The sequence below is a fragment of the Croceibacterium aestuarii genome (genome assembly GCF_030657335.1).
Classification (GTDB): Bacteria; Pseudomonadota; Alphaproteobacteria; order Sphingomonadales; family Sphingomonadaceae; genus Croceibacterium_B; species Croceibacterium_B aestuarii.
In genome coordinates, this window is record NZ_CP131039.1 from 149687 (window position 1) to 169646 (window position 19960).

The following is a 19960-nucleotide window of genomic DNA, read 5'->3' on the forward strand; positions in this document are numbered from 1 at the left end:
GCCGCAAGTGTCCGACCATTGAACCGGGCGAAGCCGCTCGGCGTCTCGTAGCGCGGCAGCTTACCGCCCCTGTGCGGGCGGCGCGATGACGCGATTTTCGTGATCGCCGCCTGGCATCCCGCCTTTTTCCACTTTCCTACACGTCCCCACCTGTGCCTTGATCGGGGCATGCCCGAATCCAACACCCGCTGGCCCGCCTATGCGCGCGTGCCGCCGTTCCTGCCCGTGCCGCTCCGCGCGCGGGCGGGCGGGTGGACGCACCAGAAGCAGGCGGCGCTGATCGGCTTTCTCGCCGAGACCGGCTGCGTGGCCGAGGCGGCGCGGCGGGTGGGGATGAGCCGGATGGGCGCCTGGCGGCTGCGCCGGCGCCCGGGCGCCGCGGGCCTCGCCCATGCCTGGGACACGGTCATGGCCTACCACGCGCAGGCGTCCGGCCACCTGCGTAACCTTTCCGCGGCGGAAGGTTACGGCCGGGGAGCTTGCCGGGTACGCCTACGAAGGCCCGATCGTGCTGCGGATGCGGGGCGGAAGGTATGTCGGCGCGGAGCGCAAACCGAATGCTACTGCCTTGATTCGCCTGGTAAATCGGCTCGAGTCCAACGCCGCGCGCTATGGCTGGAACCACGGCGCTGCGCAGCCCGGTGACGGGGCATGAGAGAAGTTAAAATTTTCCGCGTTTGGCGTCCGCCTGCAACGGTGCCGGAGGTCAGGCGCACTCGTGCGCCGCGGCCATTTGCGCCACGAACCAGGCGCACGCGGCCGCAGCCCCCAGCACGGCGGGCTGCGGGCCGCTTGCCCGCAGGGCTGCGGCGGACGCCAGCCGTTCGACTTCGCAGTCCGCCGGGAAACTCGGCGATGCGCCGCTCAATCGACCATCGCCGCGACGAGGCGGCGCAGTTCGAGCGTGCTGAGGGTGGGGGACCGGCGTTGCTGGCACGGGTTGCTCCTGCCGGTATCGGCCTTCGCCCCGTAACGGGGGGAAAGCCGGGGGCGCGAGGTCGCGCCGTTGATCTGTGTTGCCATTGTAGTTGTGCGGCGGCTAGGCGGCCGCCCTTTCATAAATGCGGCGAGCTAGCGGCGGAAGCCGCTCCGGCGTTTGGCCGGGCCCTGTCCGGGCGTGCGCTCGCGAAATACGATCCGGCCTTTGGTCAGATCGTAGGGAGTCATTTCCACGTGGACCCGGTCGCCGACGACCGAGCGGATACGGTAACGCCGCATCTTTCCGGCAGTGTAGGCGACGAGAGAATGCTGGTTGTCGAGCGTGACGCGAAAGCGTCCATCGGGCAGGATCTCTTCGATCTGACCTTCGAGGGTGAGCAGTTCTTCTTTCGCCAAGGCGCGGGGTCCTCCGGGGGGAATGTATGAAACATCGCGCGGGCTTGGGGCCCGCGCGGCGGTGCCGAAAAAGCAGCGGGAAGGAAGGAAGCGGCGGGCCGGAGCCGGCCGTCAAATTCCGTCGCAAGCGACGTCAGCTGAGGTTGAGATAGGGATTGCCGGGAAAATAGCAACCCATGCGCCGCTAGAGCCCGAGATTGAGCCGGCGGCTGACCGTGTAATCGACCACCGAGACGAGCGCCCAGCTGAGCCACCAGCGCAGCCGGTTGAGCGGGGTCGCCCGGCTCTTGTGCAGCGGGATGGTGATCGGGGTGGAGGCTTCGGCGAGGTGATCGATGAACTGCCGCATGCGCGCCGCCAGCGCGGCGTCCTCGATCTTCACCACGATTTCGAGGTTGATGTAGAGACTGCGCATGTCGAAATTGGCGCTGCCCGCATAGACCGCATCGTCGAGCACGATCAGCTTGGTGTGGAGCTTGCAAGGTTCGAATTCGAAGATTCGCGCCCGCGCCTTGAGCAGGGTGCCGTAGAGCAGCCGCGAGGCGCCGATCGTCGCGCCGTTATCGGATTTGGCGGCGAGCACCAGGCGCGTCTCGCCCTTGCACGCGATGCGCCGGATCCGGCGCAGCAGCATGATCGCGGGCGAGAAATAGGCCATGACCATGTCGAGCCGCTCGCCGCGGATGAGATCGCGCGTGACGCTTTTCGCCCAGGGCGAGAGCCAGCGAGTCGGGCCGCCGATCAGCAGTTGGACGGGCGAACGCCCGCCATCCCATTCGCGCACCCGGCGGCGAATGTCGCGAAAGCGGGCGTCGGGATCGCGGGTCCATTCCTCGAGCTCGTGAAACCACTCGGTTACCCGTTCGACCAGGCTGCCCTCGACGGTGAAGGCAAGGTCGTTCCAGCCGTTCTCGCGCGGCGGCGCGAAATAGTCCTCTTCGATATTGAACCCGCCCAGCATGGCGACGCGGTTGTCCGCCACGACGATCTTCTGGTGGTTGCGAATGAGAAAACGGACCGACCACTTCGGCAGGAAGCGGCAGAAGCGGCCGCCCGCCGCTTCCAGCTCGGCGAAGAAGCCGTCGGCCACCGCGGCACCGAAGCCGTCGACGATCAAAGAGACATCGACCCCGCGGCGGGCGGCAGCGACCAGTGCGTCGCGAACCCGCACCCCGGCAGCGTCGGGGCTGAAGATGTAGAACGCCATGTGCAGGCTCACTTCAGCACTATCGATCAGCGCACAGAGCCGTTCGAGCCGGTCGCGCCCGGCGGGAAAGAACTCGAGGCGCTGGCCCTGCGCCAGGCACGCGAAGGGCGGCGGATCGACGTAGTCCCGGATGGCCGGCGACGGCGGGGCGAAAGCGCTGGCGGGACTTTGCATGGGCGGTCCATAGCACGGCGCCGCAGGGCGAAAACCTTGACTCTCGGTGCTGCGGTGCCTACTTGGCGCGCTTTCCCGCTAAACCCATTTTTCCGAGGTGCCCGATGGCGCGCGTTACCGTCGAAGATTGCGTCGACAAGATCCCCAACCGTTTCGACCTGGTCCTGCTGGCCGCCCAGCGGGCGCGCGAGATTTCCGGCGGGGCGGAACTGACCATCGACCGTGACCGCGACAAGAACCCGGTCGTCGCGCTGCGCGAGATCGCCGAAGAGACCGTCAAGCCCAAGCACCTGCAGGAAAGCCTGGTCACCAACCTGCAGAAGATTCTCCCCGACGACGAGGACGAGGCTGACGAAATCGGCTCGCTCAGCCAGTCGGCCGAGGCCATGCGCCTCTCTGCCGCCGCGCCGACCCGTTCGACCTCGATCGGCGCCGACTACGACGGCAACTGACCGGTTCTTCCAATACCCGAACGAGGGCCGCCGTCGTGCGGCCCTTTTTCGTTTCGGCATTCCGCGATAAGATCGCGCCGGCAAAGGGGGTACGGATGGGCGATTTCGGCGAAGCGTTGGGCACCGTGGTCGAAGGCGGCCTCTATTCGCGTGCGGTCGAGCCGGCGCGGGGTGAGACCGGCCGGCACGGCCACACGCACGAGAGCGCCTGCCTCAACTGCGGCACCGAACTGGTCGGCCCGCACTGCCACGCCTGCGGCCAGCATGCCCACATCCACCGCACGATCGGCGCCTTCATGCACGACTTGCTGCACGGTGTGCTCCACGCCGACGGCAAGACGTTTCGCACCCTGCCGCTGCTGGCGTGGAAGCCGGGCGAACTGACCCGCCGTTACATCGAGGGCGAGCGCGCGCGCTTCGTCAGCCCGATGGCTTTGTTCCTCTTCGCGGTGTTCCTGATGTTCGCGGTCTTTCAGCTGGCCGGCATTGCCCCGCCGGCCGACCTCGGACCGCCGGTTCAGGTTGGCACGGTGGGATCTCCCGCCGAGACGGAGCAGCGCCTTGAGAAAGAGCTGGCGGAGCTCAAGGACGCTCGCAAGGAGATGGGGGACGGAAATCCAGGCTCGCGGTTCGTCGACATGCAGATCGACCGCCTGGAAGAACAACTGAGCCGCAAGCCTGCCGACGCCGCCGAGGGCACAGTCGTCGCGCTCGAATCGGGCCACGCCACGACGAACGTCGCTACCCCCTACTCGGGGATCGCATTGATCGATCACGGCATCGACAAGTGGCGCACCAACCCGAGCCTGATGGCCTACAAGCTGCAGTCGAACAGCTACAAGTTTTCGTGGTTGTTGATTCCGCTGTCGGTCCCGTTCGTCTGGCTGCTCTTCCTCTGGCGCCGCCGTTTCGGAATCTACGACCACTCGGTCTTCGTGACCTATTCGCTCGCCTTTATGACCCTTTTCTACGTCGTATTGGTCCTGCTCAGCGGCCTGGGAATAAGCGCCGGGGCTTTGCGGACCATCGCCGTCGTGGTGCCGCCGATTCACATCTACCGCCAGCTCAAGGGAGCCTACGGCCTGACGCGGTTTTCGGCGCTTTGGCGCACGACGGTGCTATGCGCCTTCATCTTCGTGATCCTGTTCCTGTTCATCGACGTCCTGCTGGTCCTCGGCGCGCTCGGCTAGGTCGATACGGAAAAGGGCCGCCCGGCAAGAACCGGTCGGCCCCTTCACGGCGATCGCCTTGAAGCTGGGGATCAGGCGCCCTGGGTCGCCGGACCGCCTTCGCCCGAGAAGCGCTTGCCGGCCTTGGGCACCGCCGAGCCACTGGCCGGGGCGGCGATGATCGGGCCCTTGGGCTTGTCGCTGCGGTCGAACTTGCCGTCCTTGAGCAGCTGCTCGATCTCCTCGCCGGTGAGCGTCTCGTACTCGAGCAGCGCCTGGGCGAGCAGGTGGAGCTTGTCCTCCTGGCTCTTGAGCACTTCGGTCGCGCGCTTGTAGGCGCTCTCGATCAGCGTTCGGATTTCCGCGTCGATCAGCTGGTTGGTTTCGTTCGAGCCCATGGTCCGGTTCGAACCGCCCATGCCCAGATAGCCTTCCTGCTGCTCTTCGTACTGCAGCGGGCCGAGCTTGTCCGACATGCCCCACTTGGTGACCATGTTGCGGGCGAGGTCGGTGGCGTACTGGATGTCGCCGCTAGCACCGCTCGAGACCTTGTCGTGGCCGAAGATGATTTCTTCCGCCACGCGGCCGCCCATGCTGACCGCGAGGTTCGCGTGCATCTTGTCGCGGTGGTACGAGTAGTTGTCGCGCTCGGGCAGGCGCATGACCATGCCCAGCGCGCGGCCGCGCGGGATGATCGTCGCCTTGTGGATCGGGTCCGACGCCGGCTCGTTCACGCTGACCAGCGCGTGGCCGGCTTCGTGATAGGCGGTCATCTTCTTCTCGTCGTCGGTCATGACCATCGAGCGGCGTTCGCTGCCCATCATGACCTTGTCCTTGGCGTCCTCGAACTCCTGCATGGCGACCAGGCGCTTGTTGCGCCGCGCGGCGAGCAGCGCCGCCTCGTTGACCAGGTTGGCAAGGTCCGCGCCGGAAAAGCCCGGCGTGCCCCGCGCGATCGTGCGGGCATTGACGTCGGGCGCCAACGGCACCTTCTTCATGTGCACGGCGAGGATCTTCTCGCGTCCGTCGATGTCGGGAATCGGCACTACGACCTGGCGATCGAAACGGCCCGGGCGCAGCAGCGCCGGGTCGAGCACGTCGGGCCGGTTGGTGGCGGCGATGATGATGATGCCCTCGTTGGCTTCGAAGCCGTCCATTTCGACCAGAAGCTGGTTGAGGGTCTGCTCGCGCTCGTCGTTCGAGTTGCCGAGGCCATGGCCGCGGTGGCGGCCGACGGCGTCGATTTCGTCGATGAAGACGATGCACGGGGCGTTCTTCTTGGCCTGCTCGAACATGTCGCGCACGCGGCTCGCGCCGACGCCGACGAACATCTCGACGAAGTCGGAACCCGAAATGGTGAAAAACGGGACGCCCGCCTCGCCCGCGATGGCGCGTGCGAGCAACGTCTTACCGGTACCCGGCGAGCCGACCAGCAGCGCGCCCTTGGGAATCTGGCCGCCCAGTTTGGAAAATCGCTGCGGATCCTTCAGGAACTCGACGATTTCCTCGAGTTCCTCGCGCGCCTCGTCGATGCCGGCAACGTCGTCGAACGTCACCCTTCCCTGCCGCTCGGTCAGCAGCTTGGCCTTGGACTTGCCAAAGCCCATCGCGCCCGATCCGCCGCCCTTCTGGACCTGGCGCAAAGCGAAGAACGCCACGCCGAGGATCAGCAGAAACGGAAGCGACTGGATGAGAATGTAGGTCAGAACCCCCATCTCCTCCTTCTGCGCGCCGGAATAGCGTACGCCCTTTTCGTCGAGCAACTTGGTCAAGGTGGTGTCGTTCTCGACCGGAATGGTGGAGAAGGTCTGTCCGTTCTTGAGGGTGCCGGTAATCTTGTCGGGCGAGACCTCGACCTTTTCGACCGAGCCTTCGGCGACCTTGGCGCGGAAGTCCGAATAATCGAGAGCGTTGGCCGCGGTCGTGCGCGGGCCGCCGAACATCGAAACCACCAGCAGCAGAGCGAGGAAAATCCCGCCCCATACCATCAGGCTCTTCATCCACGGATTGGGATTGTTATCGGGCTCGCGATTGTCGTTCATCAGGTCAGGTCCTGCCTTTCATGCTGAATGTAGGCGCACGGGGGTGAATGGCAAGTTGACGAGCGAATCTCTGTGGCGCGCAATCGCACGCCCCGCGCTGCCCGGCGTCAGTGCACGGCCGGCTTGGGATCCCCACCGAAGGTCCGCTCGCCCCGGCGGGTCACGTGAATGTCACAGATCAGTCCGTCCCGCAGCGTGTAGACGACCTGCACGGGCACATCGTAAAACTCGCCCTGCTTGAGCGGCCCGACAGCGAAATCGGGTGCGTCCTCGACCGCGGTGAAGCGGCTGACGGCGTCGTACACGATCTTCTCGTCGGTGAACTCGAGATGCTCGGGGATGACCGTCTCGCGGACCCGGGCGAACATCGGCTTGTAGAAATCGACGATGCCTTGCTTGCCGACCACGTCGCCAACCGAGCTGGTCAGATGGAGGACCACGTCGTCGGTATAGAACTGCGGAAAGCGCTCGAACTCGGCGCCCGAAAAGGCCGCGGAATAGGCCTGGAATGCGGCCCGCTGGCTCGGATGCGCGCCGAGCCGGGGCAGTTTGCTGACACCCGTTTCCGGCGGCCAGGTCATCGACTTCAGCTCGGCAATCTTGCCTTCCTCGTTCAGCGTGTAGGTGACGAAGAACTTCACCGTCACCAGATCGCCCGGATGCAATTCGCCGAACGGGAAATCGGTCCGATGCTTGCTGGCGTGAAAGTCCATGTCGACCTCGGCGAACAGCAGGCCGTCGCGGCTCATCACCACCTGCGGCCGCATCACCTCGCGCACGCCGTCGTGCGCCCAGTTGAGGAAGGCAAGCAGCTCGCCCGCGCCTTCGCGCACGCCATTGGCGCTGACCATGCGGCAATCTTCGGCGAAGAAGCGATCGACGAGCGCGGCGTCGTCGCCGGTGTTGAACAGGTCTTCGTAGGCTTGGTAGTCGAGTTCCATCGCGCGGTTATGGCCGCTGCGGCGCGCGCCGAAAAGGGGCAAGGCGCAAGCGCGATTGTCGAGCGGCCCGTCGCCCGGTAGGTACCGGCCATGTTGCTCGAAACCAAGACGGTCCAAAAGCCCTGGGGCCGCGTAGACCTGCCCGCCCCCTTCACCGCGCCCGATGGCGAGCGGATTGGCGAGATCTGGTTCGTGCCGCCGCCGGAGCTGCCCGGCCTGCTGGTCAAATACCTGTTCACGAGCGAAAAGCTCTCGGTGCAATGCCATCCGTCGGACGCGCAGACCGAGGCGATGGGGCTCGGCCGGCAGGGCAAGGAGGAATGCTGGCTGGTGATCGACGCCGAACCGGGTGCAAAGCTCGGCATCGGATTCGAGCGTGAGGTCGGGGCCGAGGAAATGCGCGCCGCGGCGCTGGACGGCAGCATCGAAGGCCTGCTCACCTGGCACCGCGTGCGCGCCGGCGACTTCTTCTACATCCCGGCGAACACCGTCCACGCGATCGGCCCGGGCTGCTCGATCATCGAGGTGCAGCAGAACTCCGACATCACCTACCGCCTCTACGACTACGGCCGGGAGCGCGAGCTGCACCTCGACGAAGGCGTGGCGGTGGCACGGGGCGAGCCCTACCCCGACAGCCTCAAGACCTTCGTCGGCCACGGTTCGGACATCGGGCTGGTCGATGGACCTCATTTCCGGCTCGACCAGCTGGCCGGCGGCCCCGACCCGGCGATCTCGGCGCGCTATCGCGGGCCTCTGCTGGTGATCCCGCGCGAAGGCGATGTCGCGGTCGAAGGCGAGGCCGTCAGCCCCGGGCAGTGCGCGCTGGCCCGCGAGATCGACGCGGTCGAATTCGCCGAAGACGGCACCTGCCTGATCGCCCAACCGATGGCGTAAGCCAGTCGTTCAGGTTTTGCCGTGAATTCCTGACTCGAGTGAGTGACACAAGCGACACCCTGTCACCCTGGAATTCGGCGATTACAGCACTGATTATATTTACTATTTCCGCGAAAACGCCGGGTGACAGATTCGCGAAACCGAAAGCGCGGGCAACACCGGTGGGCATGCTGCGCGAGAAACGCGAGACCGACGATCGGAAAGAACTGTCAGGGTGATTGCAGCTTCGGCGCGTGTAGGACAGCGAAAATTCCTCCCCGGACTGGGGAGGATTACAGCGTCTCGATAATGGCCGAGAAGTCGCGGCCGCCGTTGCCGGCGGCGTCGAACGCCTCGTAGAGTTCGCGCGCGTGGGCTCCCATCTGGGCGTCGACGCCGGCGGTCTCCGCCGCTTCCATCGCCAGCCGCAGGTCCTTGAGCATCAGGCCGGTGGCGAAGCCGCCCTTGTACTCGTTGTCGGCGGGCGTGGTCGGGCCGACGCCGGGCAGCGGACAGTAGCTCGTCACCGACCACGACTGGCCCGAGGAGACCGAGGCGATGTCGTAGAAGGTCTGCGGGTCGAGCCCGAGCTTCTTGGCCATGGTGAAGGCCTCGCAGGTGCCGATCATGTGGATGCCGAGCATCATGTTGTTGCAGATCTTGGCCGCTTGCCCGGCCCCTGCGCCGCCGGCATGGATCACCGCCTTGCCCATGCCCTCGAGCACCCGCTTGGCGCGCTCGAAGCCTTCGCCGCTGCCGCCGACCATGAAGGTCAGCGTCCCGGCATTGGCCGCGGCGATCCCGCCCGAGACGGGGGCGTCGACCATCGCGTAACCGCCATCAGCGGCCAGCCGTTCGACCTCGCGCGCTGTGGCCACATCGATGGTTGAGCAGTCGATCAGGATCGCATCGGTCGGAGCATGGCCGATCACCTCTCCGGTATAGGCGCTGAGTACAATCTGGCCGTTGGGCAGCATCGACACGACCGCATCGACGCCCTCGACAGCTTCTCTCACCGAACCGAACGTTGCGCAGCCGTTGGCCTGCGCTGCATCGAGCGCTTCGCTGGCAAGGTCGAACGCACGCACCTCGTGCCCTTCCTTGACGAGGTTCGCGGCCATCCCGCCGCCCATGTTGCCGAGGCCGATGAAGGCGATTTTCATGCTATTCTCTCCAATGCCCTCTCCCCTTCAGGGGAGAGGAGGGAGCCCCGGACCTGATCCGGGGCGGAAGGAGAGGGGAATGCCGCGCCGCCCCTCTCCCAACCCCCTCCCCTGAAGGGGAGAGGGCTAGATATTTAGCGCCCCTTCCACACGCCCGGCCGCTTCTCGACGAAGGCCTTCATGCCTTCCGTCTTGTCCTCGCTCGCAGCGAGGATCTGGAAGATGCGGCGTTCGTGCAGCAGGCCCTGTTCGAGCGTCGTCTCGTAGGCGGCGTTGACCAGTTCCTTGTTGGCGATGACGGCCATCGGCGGCATCGAGGCGATGGTCTCGGCGGTCTTGAGCGCATCGTCGAGCAGGCCCGCAAGCGGCACCACGCGGGCGACGAGGCCCGAGCGCTCTGCCTCCGCGGCGTCCATCATCCGTCCGGTGAGGCACATTTCCATCGCTTTGGCCTTGCCGACCACGCGGGTCAGCCGCTGGCTGCCGCCCATCCCAGGCGCGACGCCGAGCTTGATTTCCGGCTGGCCGAACTTCGCCGTGTCTGCGGCGATGATGAAGTCGGCCATCATGGCGAGTTCGCACCCGCCGCCCAAAGCGAAACCGTTGACCGCGGCGATCCACGGCTTGCGCGTTTTCTTGACGAAATCGGCCTGCCAGCCGGAGAAGAAGTCCTCGAGGAAGAATTCCGCCGCGGGCTTGTCGGCCATTTCCTTGATGTCGGCCCCGGCGGCAAAGGCCTTCTCGCCGCTGCCGGTCAAGACGAGACAAAGCTGCGTGTCGTCGGCCTCGTAGGCGGCAAAGGCGTCGATCAGTTCGGCCAGCACCTGGCTGTTGAGCGCGTTCAGCGCCTGCGGCCGGTTGAGTGTGACGAGCGTCACACTCCCATGGGTTTCGACGAGAATCGTTTCGTAGCCTGCCATGCTTCCTCTTTCGTCCTGGGGTCACCCCATAGTTGGTATCACGAACGCGTTCGACCCGTCTCCGCCGCCGTCGGGCCAGCGCTGCGTGACCTTTTTCAGCTTGGTCCAGAACTTGAGGCCCTCGGTGCCGTACTGGTCGGTGTCGCCGAAGCCCGAGCGCTTCCAGCCGCCGAAGCTGTGATAGCTGACCGGGACCGGGATCGGCACGTTGACCCCGACCATGCCGACGTTGACCCTGTGGGTGAACTCGCGCGCGGCGTGGCCGTTGCGGGTGAAGATGGCGACGCCGTTGCCATACTGGTGCTCGCTCGGCAGGCGCAGCGCCTCCTCGAAATCCTTCGCGCGGACGATCTGCAAGACCGGGCCGAAGATCTCGTTGTGGTAGCTAGACATGTCGGGCGTGACGTGGTCGATCAGCGTCGGGCCGACGAAGAATCCGTCCTCGTGCCCCTGCAGGGTGAAGCCGCGCCCGTCGACGACGATCTCGCCGCCTTCCTTCTCGGCGGTGGCGATCCATTCTTCGATGCGCTGCTTGTGTTCGGCGGTGACGACGGGGCCGTAGTGCGCTTCGGGATCGGTCGAGACGCCGACCCGCAGGGCGTTGATCGCCGGGATGAGCTTTTCCTTGAGGCGTTCCGCCGTGTCCTCGCCCACCGGCACCACGACGGGCAGCGCCATGCAGCGCTCGCCGGCCGAACCGAAGGCCGCCCCGGCGAGGTCGTTCACCACCATGTCGAGATCGGCGTCGGGCATGACCACGCCGTGGTTCTTGGCCCCGCCCATCGCCTGCACGCGCTTGCCGGCCTTCACCCCGCGTTCGTAGACGTAGTGGGCGATGTCGGACGAGCCGACGAAGCTGATCGCGGCGATGTCCGGATGGTCGAGGATCGCGTCGACCATTTCCTTGTCGCCGTGGACCACCTGCAGCAGTCCCTCGGGCGCGCCGGCCTCGAGGAACAGCTCGGCCAGCCGCACCGGCACGCTCGGGTCGCGCTCGGAGGGCTTGAGGATGAAGGCGTTGCCCGCGGCAATGGCCATGCCGAACATCCACATCGGTATCATCGCCGGGAAGTTGAACGGAGTGATGCCCGCGCCGATGCCGAGCGGCTGGCGCATCGAATAGACGTCGATGCCGGGACCGGCGCCCTGGGTGTACTCGCCCTTGAGCACCTGCGGGATGCCGCAGGCGTATTCGATCACTTCGAGCCCGCGCTGCACGTCGCCCTTGGCGTCGTCGATGACCTTGCCGTGCTCGCTCGACAGCAGCCGGGCGAGGTCGTCCATGTTGGCCTCGATCAGTTCCTTGTACTTGAACATCACCCGGGCGCGGCGCTGCGGGTTGGTCGCCGCCCATGCGGGCTGGACCTGCTTCGCGGTCGCCACGGCCTTGTCGAGCAGCGCGGCATCGCCGAGCGCGACCTCGGCCTGCACCGCGCCGCTGTTGGGGTCGAAGACCTTGTGAGTGCGGGCCGGGGCGGAGCCGGTTCCATTGGCGATGAAGTGGTCGATCTGGCGCATGGCTTGTGCGCACTCCTTTCAGGTGAAACTAATTTGCCTGCGCACTGCATGAGCGCGCTGCGCTTTGCAAGGGCCGGCTCGGTGAACGAACGCCGCGGTGCGACGTTCGGTCCCGTCAGGCGAGGGCGAGCACGCTGGTGAGGATGTGCCGCACGAGGTCGGCCTGCCCGCGGGCGCCGGTCTTGGCGTAGATCTTCTTCGAATAGTTGCGCGCGGTCTCGATGGTCAGGCCGTGCTCGTCGGCCGCCTCGGCAATGCTGAGCCCCTGCGTCATCGACCAGGCGAGCCGCGCCTCGCTGGGGGTGAGCTGGAACAGGTCGGCGAGCTGTTCGTGCCGGTCGGTGGAAGAGGAGCGGTCGCCGCGCAGGTAGACCGCCGCCACCGCACGCGAACCGCCCGCCAGCGCGTCGACACGGAGGGGCGAGACGAGCAGGTCGATCCAGGGATCATGGCTGAGGTTGATGGCCCGGGGGCGCTCGTCGGGGGACCCGGCAAACTTGCGGGCGAGCGCAGTCAACTCGCGGTCGACCGCGGGGCTCGCAGGGGTCAGCCGGTCGTAGCTGCCGCGCCGCAGGAGGCCGGATTGCTGCAGCACCCGCTCGGCCTGCGGATCTAGGTCGACGATGCAGCACTTGCCGTCGATGGCGATCCATCCGAAGTTCATCCGCCGGGCCGCGTCGTCGCGCAAGACGGACCGTGCGCGCTCGCGCTCGATCGCGGCAAAAACGCGGAGCGCGACCTTGAGATGCGGCGCGAGCGCGGCGAGCAGCGAGCCGGCAGCCGCCGGCAACGCCTCCGGTCCGGCAACCACCAGCACCGCATCGGTCCCGCCCTCCTCGGCCACCCTTATGGCGCGCAGGTCCCCCGCGATGTCCCCATCGAACTCGCTGGCGGCGTAGCTGCGATTCTCGCGCAGCGCCGGGCTGCGCCGTGACTGAGCACGATCGCGCGCTCGGCATACGGCCCATCGAGCACCAGCGCGGCGAACGGCGCCCCGCACACCGCCGCGAGCCGGGCGAGGAACGTGCGCCACATCGGCTGTTCGAAAAGCCCCTCGTGGAGCGGCACAAGAAGATCTGTCTCACCGAGGGCGGGAAAACGCATGGATTGGCTATAACCCCTCCCATATGGGAGGTCCACCCGCGACGATTGGAGATATGCCTCGTGCCCATGAGCGAAACCCCGGCCCTGACCCATCTCCAGCGCCTCGAGGCCGAGGCGATCCACATCATGCGCGAAGTCGTCGCTGAGGCCGACAAGCCGGTGATGCTCTATTCGGTCGGCAAGGACAGCGCGGTCATGCTGCATCTCGCGCGCAAGGCCTTCTACCCCTCGCCGCCGCCCTTCCCGCTGCTGCATGTCGACACGACGTGGAAGTTCAAGGCGATGTACGAATTGCGCGACAAGATGGCGCGCGAGAGCGGGATGGAGCTGCTGGTCTACCAGAACGAGGAGGCGCGGGAGCGGGGGATCAACCCGTTCGATCACGGTCCGCTGCACACCGACATGTGGAAGACCGAGGGGCTCAAGCAGGCGCTGACCAAGTACGGCTTCGACGCCGCCTTCGGCGGGGCCCGGCGCGACGAGGAGAAAAGCCGCGCCAAGGAGCGCATCTTCTCCTTCCGCACCGCCAGCCACGGGTGGGACCCGAAGAACCAGCGCCCCGAGCTGTGGAATCTCTACAACGCCAGGAAAAACAAGGGCGAAGGCATTCGCGTCTTCCCGATCAGCAACTGGACCGAACTCGACATCTGGCAGTACATCATGGCCGAGGGGATCGAGATCGTGCCGCTCTATTTCGCCGACAGGCGCCCGACCTTCGTCCATGACGGGCAACTGCTGATGGCGGACGACCTGGAGCGGCTCGAAAAGGTTCTCGGCTACATGCCCGAAATCACCGAACGCTCGGTCCGCTTTCGCACGTTGGGCTGTTTCCCGCTGACCGGCGCGGTCGAGAGCGACGCGGCGACGCTGTCCGAAGTGGTGCAGGAAACCCTGCTCACCACCACCAGCGAACGCCAGGGCCGGGTCATCGACAAGGACGCCGGCGGCGCGGGCATGGAGAAGAAGAAGCAGGAGGGGTACTTCTGATGGCGGCTCTTGCTGTTTGGTCCGTTCGTGCTGAGCTTGTCGAAGCACGATCGCGCGACGCCCTTCGACAGGCTCAGGGCGAACGGAGGTTTGTCTAATGGCCGACTCCGAAGGTCCCGATGCAATCTACAAGACCGATGCCCTCATCGCCGAGGACATCGACGCCTATCTCGACCAGCATCAGCATAAATCGATGCTGCGCTTCATCACCTGCGGCAGCGTTGACGACGGCAAGTCGACCCTGATCGGGCGCCTGCTGTACGATTCGAAGATGATCTTCGAGGATCAGCTGGCCGCGCTCGAGAACGACAGCAAGAAGGTCGGCACGCAGGGCCAGGAGATCGACTTCGCGCTGCTGGTGGACGGCCTCGCCGCCGAGCGTGAGCAGGGCATCACGATCGACGTCGCCTATCGGTTCTTCAACACCGAGAAGCGCAAGTTCATCGTCGCCGACTGTCCGGGTCACGAGCAATACACCCGCAACATGGTGACCGGCGCAAGTACCGCCGACCTCGCGGTGATCCTGGTCGATGCGCGCAAGGGCGTGCTCGTTCAGACCCGCCGGCACAGCTACCTGTGCCACCTGATCGGCATCCGGAACATCGTCCTGGCGGTCAACAAGATGGACCTCGTCGACTACTCGCAGGAGGTCTTCGACAGGATCGTCGCCGAATACCGCGAATTCGCCCGCGAAATCGGCATCGAGAGCTTCACCGCGCTGCCGATCTCCGGCTTCAAGGGCGACAACATCACCACGGCGCCCTCGGCCAACACGCCGTGGTACTCCGGCCCTAGCCTGGTCGACCATCTCGAGACCGTCGAGGTCCGCTCGGCGATCGACCGCGACAAGCCGTTCCGCATGCCGGTGCAGTGGGTCAACCGGCCCAACCTCGATTTCCGTGGCTTCTCGGGCCTGATCGCCACCGGCACGATCAAGCCGGGCGACGCGGTGCGAGTACTGCCCTCGGGCAAGACCAGTACCGTCAAGTCGATCGTCACGTTCGACGGCGACCTGGACGAAGGCGTCGCCGGCCAGTCGCTGACGCTGACCTTGGCCGACGAAATCGACTGCTCGCGCGGCAACGTCATCGCGGTTGCCGACAATCCGCCGCAAGTCGCCGACCAGTTCGAGGCGACACTGGTGTGGATGGCCGACGACGCGCTGCACGTCGGGCGCAGCTACTGGCTCAAGCTGGCGACGCAGACCGTGTCGGCGACCGTGCAGGAGCCCAAGTACGAGATCGACGTCAACAGCCTCGAACACCTCGCGGCAAAGACGCTTGAACTCAACCAGATCGGCGTGGCCGAAGTGCTGACCGACCGGCCTCTGGTGTTCGAGCCTTACGCGGAAAACCGCGCGCTCGGCGGGTTCATCCTGATCGACAAGATCACCAACGCCACCGTCGGCGCGGGGATGCTCAACTTCAGCCTGCGGCGCAGCCAGAACGTCCACTGGCAGCCGACCGACGTGACCCGTGAAAGCCATGCTGCGCTGAAGAACCAGACGCCGCGCGTGCTGTGGTTCACGGGCCTCTCCGGCTCGGGCAAGTCGACCATCGCCAACGAGGTCGAGAAGAAGCTGGCGCTGATGAACCGCCACACGTTCCTGCTCGACGGCGACAATGTGCGCCACGGCCTCAACAGGGACCTCGGCTTCACCGAAGCCGACCGGATCGAGAACATCCGCCGCATCGGCGAGGTGGCCAAGCTGATGGCCGATGCCGGGCTGATCGTGCTGACCGCCTTCATCAGCCCGTTCCGCGCGGAACGGCAGATGGTGCGCGACATGCTGCCCGAGGGCGAATTCGTCGAGATCTTCGTCGACACTCCGCTCGAAGTTGCCGAGGCGCGCGACGTGAAGGGCCTGTACAAGAAGGCCCGCGCCGGCGAGCTCAAGAACTTCACAGGGATCGACAGTCCCTACGAGGCCCCCGAAAGCCCCGATATCGTGGTCAACACCGTCGAGATGAGCGTGGAAGAGGCTGCGCAGCATATCGTCGACCAGCTGCTGCCGCTGAAGTAGGGGAAGCCGGATGACCGACGCCGAACTCGCCGCACACCTGACGGAAACCGCCGGGCGCATTCTCATCGAGGTGCGGCAAAGCCGAGTGTTCGGCGGGCGGGCGCTGGGCAAGGCGGGGGACCAGGTGGCCAACCAGTTCCTGGTGCGCGCGCTGGCCGCGCAGCGCCCGGACGACGGCCTGCTGTCGGAAGAAAGCAAGGACACCGACGAGCGGCTCGGCAAGGAGCGAGTGTGGATCGTCGACCCGGTCGACGGCACCCGCGAGTACGGCGAGGAGCGGACCGACTGGGCCGTGCACGTGGCGCTGGCCGTCAATGGCGCGCCGATGGTCGGCGCGGTGGCCCTGCCCGGCCTCGGCGAGGTGCTGCGCAGCGATGCGCCCGTCTCGCTGCCTCAGGCGTCGCACAAGCTGCGCATGGTCGTAAGCCGCACGCGACCCGCCGCCGAAGCGGTTGCGGTCGCGGAAATGCTCGGCGCCGAACTTGTGCCGATGGGCAGCGCCGGAGCAAAGGCGATGGCGGTGATCCGCGGCGAAGCCGACATCTACCTGCATTCGGGCGGACAATACGAATGGGACAGCTGCGCGCCGGTGGCGGTGGCGCTGGCGCACGGGCTTCACGCCAGCCGCATGGACGGCAGTGCGCTGGTCTACAACCAACGCGACACCTACATGCCCGACCTCCTCATCTGCCGCGAGGAGCACGCGGCGCCGGTCTTCGAGGCGCTCGCCGCGCTGGGCTGAAGCCCGCTTGGCCCTATGCGTCCCCTGCAGGTGTTGGTAGAGAGCCGAAATGTCTTCATGCGATACCTGCGTGGTCCGCAATCGGGCGATCTGCTCGGTGCTCGATTCCGAGGAAGTCGAGGCGCTCAACGGCATCGGCCGGCGGCGCAATCTCGAGGCGGGTGAATCCCTGATCTGGGAAGGCGAGGAATCGGTCCTTGTCGCCAATGTCATCGAAGGTCTGCTCAAGCTCTCGACCGGAACCGAGGACGGACGCGAACAGATCGTCGGCGTCGCCTATCCCTCGGACTTCATCGGCCGCCCGTTCGGTGCGCGTACGAGTCACTCCGTCACCGCACTGACCGACGCCCGCGTCTGCCTGTTCGCGCGCAAGGACTTCGACCGCTTCGCGGGCGAGCATCCCGCACTCGAGCAGAAGCTGCTGCGGCGGACGCTGGCCGAACTCGACCGGACGCGCGACTGGATGCTGTTGCTCGCGCGCAAGAGCGCCGAGGAAAAAGTTGCGACCTTCCTGCTCGACATGTCGTCGCGACTGGTCGAGCCCGGGTGCGAGGCGCCCGGCGACCGACCGCTCGACCGTTTCGACTTGCCGTTCTCGCGCCAGCAGGTCGGCGATATTCTGGGGCTGACGATCGAGACCGTCAGCCGTCAGATGACCAGGCTGAAGCGCGACGGCGTGATCGGGCTGCCCAATCGCCGGGCAGTCGAGATACTCGACCGCCCGGCGCTCGAAGCCATTGCCGGCTGATCAGAAGCGGAAGCCCACTCCCGCGCTGAGAACCCAGGGATCGAGCTGGTGCTTGGTCTGGATCACCTTGGTGCCGCCGGCGTACCAGCGGGCCGTCGTGCCGACGAAGTAGCGCTTGGCGTCGAGGCTGACGACCATTCCCTTGGCGTTCACCGGCACATCGAGTCCGGCCTGAAGCGCAAAGCCCAATTCGTCGGACATGGTGGTCTTGTCCGCGCCAGCGGCCTTGGCGAAGGCGCCCGGATTGGCGTCGATCCACAAGAAGTAGGTCGGGCCCGCGCCGATGTACGGCGACACGCCGCCGGGGTTCAGGTGATACTTGAGCGTGAAGGTCGCCGGAATCAGCTTGGCGTTGGATACCAGTTCGGAGCCTGCCGCCAACCCGGTGGTGGCATCGACATCATGCTGCGTCACGCAGCAGATCGTCTCGAGCGAGACCGCGGGCGAAAAGAAGTACTCGATCGCCACGGTCGGGACGTAATTGTCGTTGGCCTTGGTCTGGGTGCCGGCGGGCAGTCCGACAAGATCGAGATCGACCTTGTCGATCTTGCCGTCGGGCAGCACGGCCGAGCCAAGAACCTTGACCTGCCAGGAGCCCGCATCCTGGGCGCTGGCCGGGGAAGCGAACCCCGTGAACGCGACCAGTGCCGCAGCGGCGGCGTAGGAGCGCAGTGCCAACTTCTTCATTCGTAATCTCCGCGCCCCGCAGCGGCCGCCCGATGCGGCCCAGGGTATTTGCGAGGCCGGCGGGAGATGGCGGGGGAAATCGCGAAACGCTTTGACTCGGCGCAAATATTTCGCACGAAAATTTCGCGCTTGCGCAACGAATATTTGACCCACGTCAAGGTTTAGAACGCGCAGTCGGCGTGATAGGCGTCAGCGTACAGGAGGTACCGAATGGAACGAGTCGTCACTCGCGCCGGCATATGGTTCGCCATCATGCTGCTGGCGCTGCTGGCCGCGGCACTGGCGGCGGATTCCGGCTTTGCCGCGCACATGATCATCGTCTGCCTGGCGGCGGCTGTGTGCCTCTGGTTCACCGTCTCGCAGGCGGATTACGAGGCAATCGCGCGCGGCGTGCTGCGAATGCCGGCGGATCCATCGAAATACGACGACGATCCGGTCCGGTGGGGCGTGATCGCGACCGTCTTCTGGGCCGTGGTGGGCATGCTCGTCGGGCTGGTGATTGCATTGCAGCTCGCCTTCCCGCTGCTCAACATGGAGCCGTGGTTCAACTTCGGCCGCTTGCGCCCGCTGCACACCTCCGGAGTGATCTTCGCCTTCGGGGGCAACATTCTTATCGCCTCCTCGTACTACGTCGTCCAGCGCACCAGCCGTGCGCGCCTTGCCTTCCCCGGCCTCGCGCGCTTCGTGTTCTGGGGCTACCAGATGTTCATCGTTCTGGCGGCCAGCGGTTATGTCCTGGGGATCACCCAGAGCCGCGAATACGCCGAGCCCGAATGGTACGTCGATCTGTGGCTGACCGTCGTCTGGGTGGCTTACCTGATCGTCTTCGTCGGGACCTTGGTGAAGCGCACCGAGCCGCACATCTATGTCGCGAACTGGTTCTACCTGTCGTTCATCCTGACCATTGCGATGCTGCACATCGTCAACAACCTGGCAGTGCCGGTGCACCTGTTCGGCTCGCACTCCTATTCCGCCTTCGCCGGCGTGCAGGATGCGCTCACCCAGTGGTGGTACGGACATAACGCGGTGGCGTTCTTCCTCACCGTGCCGTTCCTGGCGATGATGTACTACTTCGTGCCCAAGCAGGCGGAGCGGCCGATCTACAGCTATCGCCTGTCGATCCTGCACTTCTGGAGCCTGATCTTCCTCTACATCTGGGCCGGACCGCACCACCTGCTCTACACCGCGCTGCCCGACTGGGCGCAGACCTTGGGCATGGTGTTCTCGATCATGCTGTGGATGCCCAGCTGGGGCGGCATGATCAACGGCCTGATGACGCTCAACGGCGCGTGGGACAAAATCCGCACCGACCCCATCATCCGCATGATGGTGATGGCGCTGGCGTTCTACGGCATGGCGACCTTCGAGGGGCCGATGCTGTCGATCAAGGCGGTCAATTCGCTGTCGCACTATACCGACTGGACCATCGGCCACGTCCATGCCGGGGCGCTGGGCTGGAACGGGATGATCTCGTTCGCGGCTGTCTATTACATGGCGCCGCGGTTGTGGAAGCGCGAGCGGCTCTATTCGCTGCGCTGGGTCAACTGGCACTTCTGGCTCGCCACGATCGGCATCGTCTTCTACGCCGCGAGCATGTGGGTGGCCGGCGTCACCCAGGGCCTGATGTGGCGCGAATACGGCGCCGACGGCTACCTGGTGAACAGTTTCGCCGACACCGTCGCCGCACTGCACCCGATGTACCTGCTGCGCGCCTTCGGCGGCACCCTGTACCTCGCCGGCGTGATCCTCATGGTCGCGAACGTGTGGCTGACCGTCGTCGGCCGCCTGCGGAGCGAAGCACCGCTGCGCGACGCGGCTTACGACCCCGAAGCCGACCGGCCCATCGTTGCCCAGCCGGCCGAGTAGGAACCAGCA

At 65.9% G+C, this 19960-nt stretch carries 20 protein-coding genes; 9 read left to right on the forward strand and 11 right to left on the reverse strand.

Features of this window, described 5'->3' with window-relative positions; genetic code table 11:
* The first annotated feature begins 168 nt into the window (after window positions 1–168).
* Window positions 169–645 carry a hypothetical protein gene (locus Q7I88_RS00775; protein ID WP_305097137.1) on the forward strand — a complete coding sequence of 159 codons (477 nt, stop codon included), beginning with the start codon at window positions 169–171 and terminating at the stop codon, window positions 643–645.
* Between the two features lie 219 nt (window positions 646–864).
* On the opposite strand, the gene Q7I88_RS00780 is transcribed toward Q7I88_RS00775, so the two are convergent.
* The 3 genes from Q7I88_RS00780 to Q7I88_RS00790 all read right to left on the reverse strand — a co-directional run bounded on the left by Q7I88_RS00780 (window position 865) and on the right by Q7I88_RS00790 (window position 2716).
* Window positions 865–1023 carry a hypothetical protein gene (locus Q7I88_RS00780; protein WP_305097138.1) on the reverse strand — a complete coding sequence of 53 codons (159 nt, stop codon included), beginning with the start codon at window positions 1021–1023 and terminating at the stop codon, window positions 865–867.
* A 48-nt stretch (window positions 1024–1071) separates the two neighbouring features.
* Window positions 1072–1335, reverse strand: coding sequence for a translation initiation factor IF-1 (gene infA / locus Q7I88_RS00785; RefSeq protein ID WP_305097139.1), 264 nt, complete (start codon window positions 1333–1335; stop codon window positions 1072–1074).
* A gap of 184 nt (window positions 1336–1519) precedes the next feature.
* Window positions 1520–2716, reverse strand: a complete 1197-nt coding sequence (locus Q7I88_RS00790; RefSeq protein ID WP_305097140.1) for a phospholipase D-like domain-containing protein — start codon at window positions 2714–2716, stop codon at window positions 1520–1522.
* 104 nt (window positions 2717–2820) lie between these two features.
* Between Q7I88_RS00790 and rpoZ the strand changes: the two genes are divergently transcribed.
* A complete protein-coding gene (gene rpoZ / locus Q7I88_RS00795; protein WP_305097141.1) occupies window positions 2821–3168 on the forward strand; it encodes a DNA-directed RNA polymerase subunit omega in 348 nt (115 codons plus the stop codon).
* A gap of 95 nt (window positions 3169–3263) precedes the next feature.
* A complete protein-coding gene (locus Q7I88_RS00800) occupies window positions 3264–4358 on the forward strand; it encodes a DUF3667 domain-containing protein (RefSeq protein ID WP_305097142.1) in 1095 nt (364 codons plus the stop codon).
* A 71-nt stretch (window positions 4359–4429) separates the two neighbouring features.
* On the opposite strand, the gene ftsH is transcribed toward Q7I88_RS00800, so the two are convergent.
* The gene (ftsH, locus tag Q7I88_RS00805) at window positions 4430–6379 is read right to left on the reverse strand and encodes an ATP-dependent zinc metalloprotease FtsH (protein ID WP_305097143.1); all 1950 of its coding nucleotides are present in this window, start codon (window positions 6377–6379) and stop codon (window positions 4430–4432) included.
* A 107-nt stretch (window positions 6380–6486) separates the two neighbouring features.
* Entirely contained in the window at window positions 6487–7320 is an 834-nt protein-coding gene (locus Q7I88_RS00810) for a nuclear transport factor 2 family protein (RefSeq protein WP_305097144.1), read from the reverse strand.
* Window positions 7321–7410: 90 nt separating this feature from the next.
* Here Q7I88_RS00810 and Q7I88_RS00815 point away from each other — a divergent pair, with 90 nt between their 5' ends.
* Complete coding sequence (locus Q7I88_RS00815; RefSeq protein ID WP_305097145.1) at window positions 7411–8214, forward strand: class I mannose-6-phosphate isomerase; 804 nt, start codon at window positions 7411–7413, stop codon at window positions 8212–8214.
* A gap of 272 nt (window positions 8215–8486) precedes the next feature.
* Here the strand turns inward: Q7I88_RS00815 and mmsB are convergent, their stop codons facing one another.
* From mmsB to Q7I88_RS00840, 5 genes are all read right to left on the reverse strand, one after another.
* Entirely contained in the window at window positions 8487–9356 is an 870-nt protein-coding gene (mmsB, locus tag Q7I88_RS00820) for a 3-hydroxyisobutyrate dehydrogenase (RefSeq protein WP_305097146.1), read from the reverse strand.
* Window positions 9357–9490: 134 nt separating this feature from the next.
* Window positions 9491–10276, reverse strand: coding sequence for an enoyl-CoA hydratase-related protein (locus Q7I88_RS00825; protein WP_305097147.1), 786 nt, complete (start codon window positions 10274–10276; stop codon window positions 9491–9493).
* A gap of 21 nt (window positions 10277–10297) precedes the next feature.
* A complete protein-coding gene (locus Q7I88_RS00830) occupies window positions 10298–11794 on the reverse strand; it encodes a CoA-acylating methylmalonate-semialdehyde dehydrogenase (RefSeq protein WP_305097148.1) in 1497 nt (498 codons plus the stop codon).
* Window positions 11795–11909: 115 nt separating this feature from the next.
* Window positions 11910–12638, reverse strand: a complete 729-nt coding sequence (locus tag Q7I88_RS00835; protein WP_305097149.1) for a helix-turn-helix transcriptional regulator — start codon at window positions 12636–12638, stop codon at window positions 11910–11912.
* Window positions 12639–12640: 2 nt separating this feature from the next.
* Window positions 12641–12898, reverse strand: a complete 258-nt coding sequence (locus tag Q7I88_RS00840) for a hypothetical protein (RefSeq protein WP_305097150.1) — start codon at window positions 12896–12898, stop codon at window positions 12641–12643.
* 66 nt (window positions 12899–12964) lie between these two features.
* Between Q7I88_RS00840 and cysD the strand changes: the two genes are divergently transcribed.
* The 4 genes from cysD (at window position 12965) to Q7I88_RS00860 (ending at window position 17398) form a co-directional block, all read left to right on the forward strand.
* Window positions 12965–13885, forward strand: coding sequence for a sulfate adenylyltransferase subunit CysD (cysD, locus tag Q7I88_RS00845; protein WP_305097151.1), 921 nt, complete (start codon window positions 12965–12967; stop codon window positions 13883–13885).
* A 97-nt stretch (window positions 13886–13982) separates the two neighbouring features.
* Window positions 13983–15908 carry a sulfate adenylyltransferase subunit CysN gene (cysN, locus tag Q7I88_RS00850; RefSeq protein WP_305097152.1) on the forward strand — a complete coding sequence of 642 codons (1926 nt, stop codon included), beginning with the start codon at window positions 13983–13985 and terminating at the stop codon, window positions 15906–15908.
* Between the two features lie 10 nt (window positions 15909–15918).
* The gene (locus tag Q7I88_RS00855) at window positions 15919–16650 is read left to right on the forward strand and encodes a 3'(2'),5'-bisphosphate nucleotidase CysQ (protein WP_305097153.1); all 732 of its coding nucleotides are present in this window, start codon (window positions 15919–15921) and stop codon (window positions 16648–16650) included.
* A gap of 49 nt (window positions 16651–16699) precedes the next feature.
* The gene (locus Q7I88_RS00860) at window positions 16700–17398 is read left to right on the forward strand and encodes a Crp/Fnr family transcriptional regulator (protein WP_305097154.1); all 699 of its coding nucleotides are present in this window, start codon (window positions 16700–16702) and stop codon (window positions 17396–17398) included.
* Here Q7I88_RS00860 and Q7I88_RS00865 read toward each other — a convergent pair whose 3' ends face one another.
* Window positions 17399–18085 carry an OmpW/AlkL family protein gene (locus tag Q7I88_RS00865; RefSeq protein ID WP_305097155.1) on the reverse strand — a complete coding sequence of 229 codons (687 nt, stop codon included), beginning with the start codon at window positions 18083–18085 and terminating at the stop codon, window positions 17399–17401.
* Between the two features lie 210 nt (window positions 18086–18295).
* Between Q7I88_RS00865 and ccoN the strand changes: the two genes are divergently transcribed.
* Window positions 18296–19951, forward strand: a complete 1656-nt coding sequence (ccoN, locus tag Q7I88_RS00870) for a cytochrome-c oxidase, cbb3-type subunit I (protein ID WP_305097156.1) — start codon at window positions 18296–18298, stop codon at window positions 19949–19951.
* Window positions 19952–19960 lie beyond the last annotated feature (9 nt).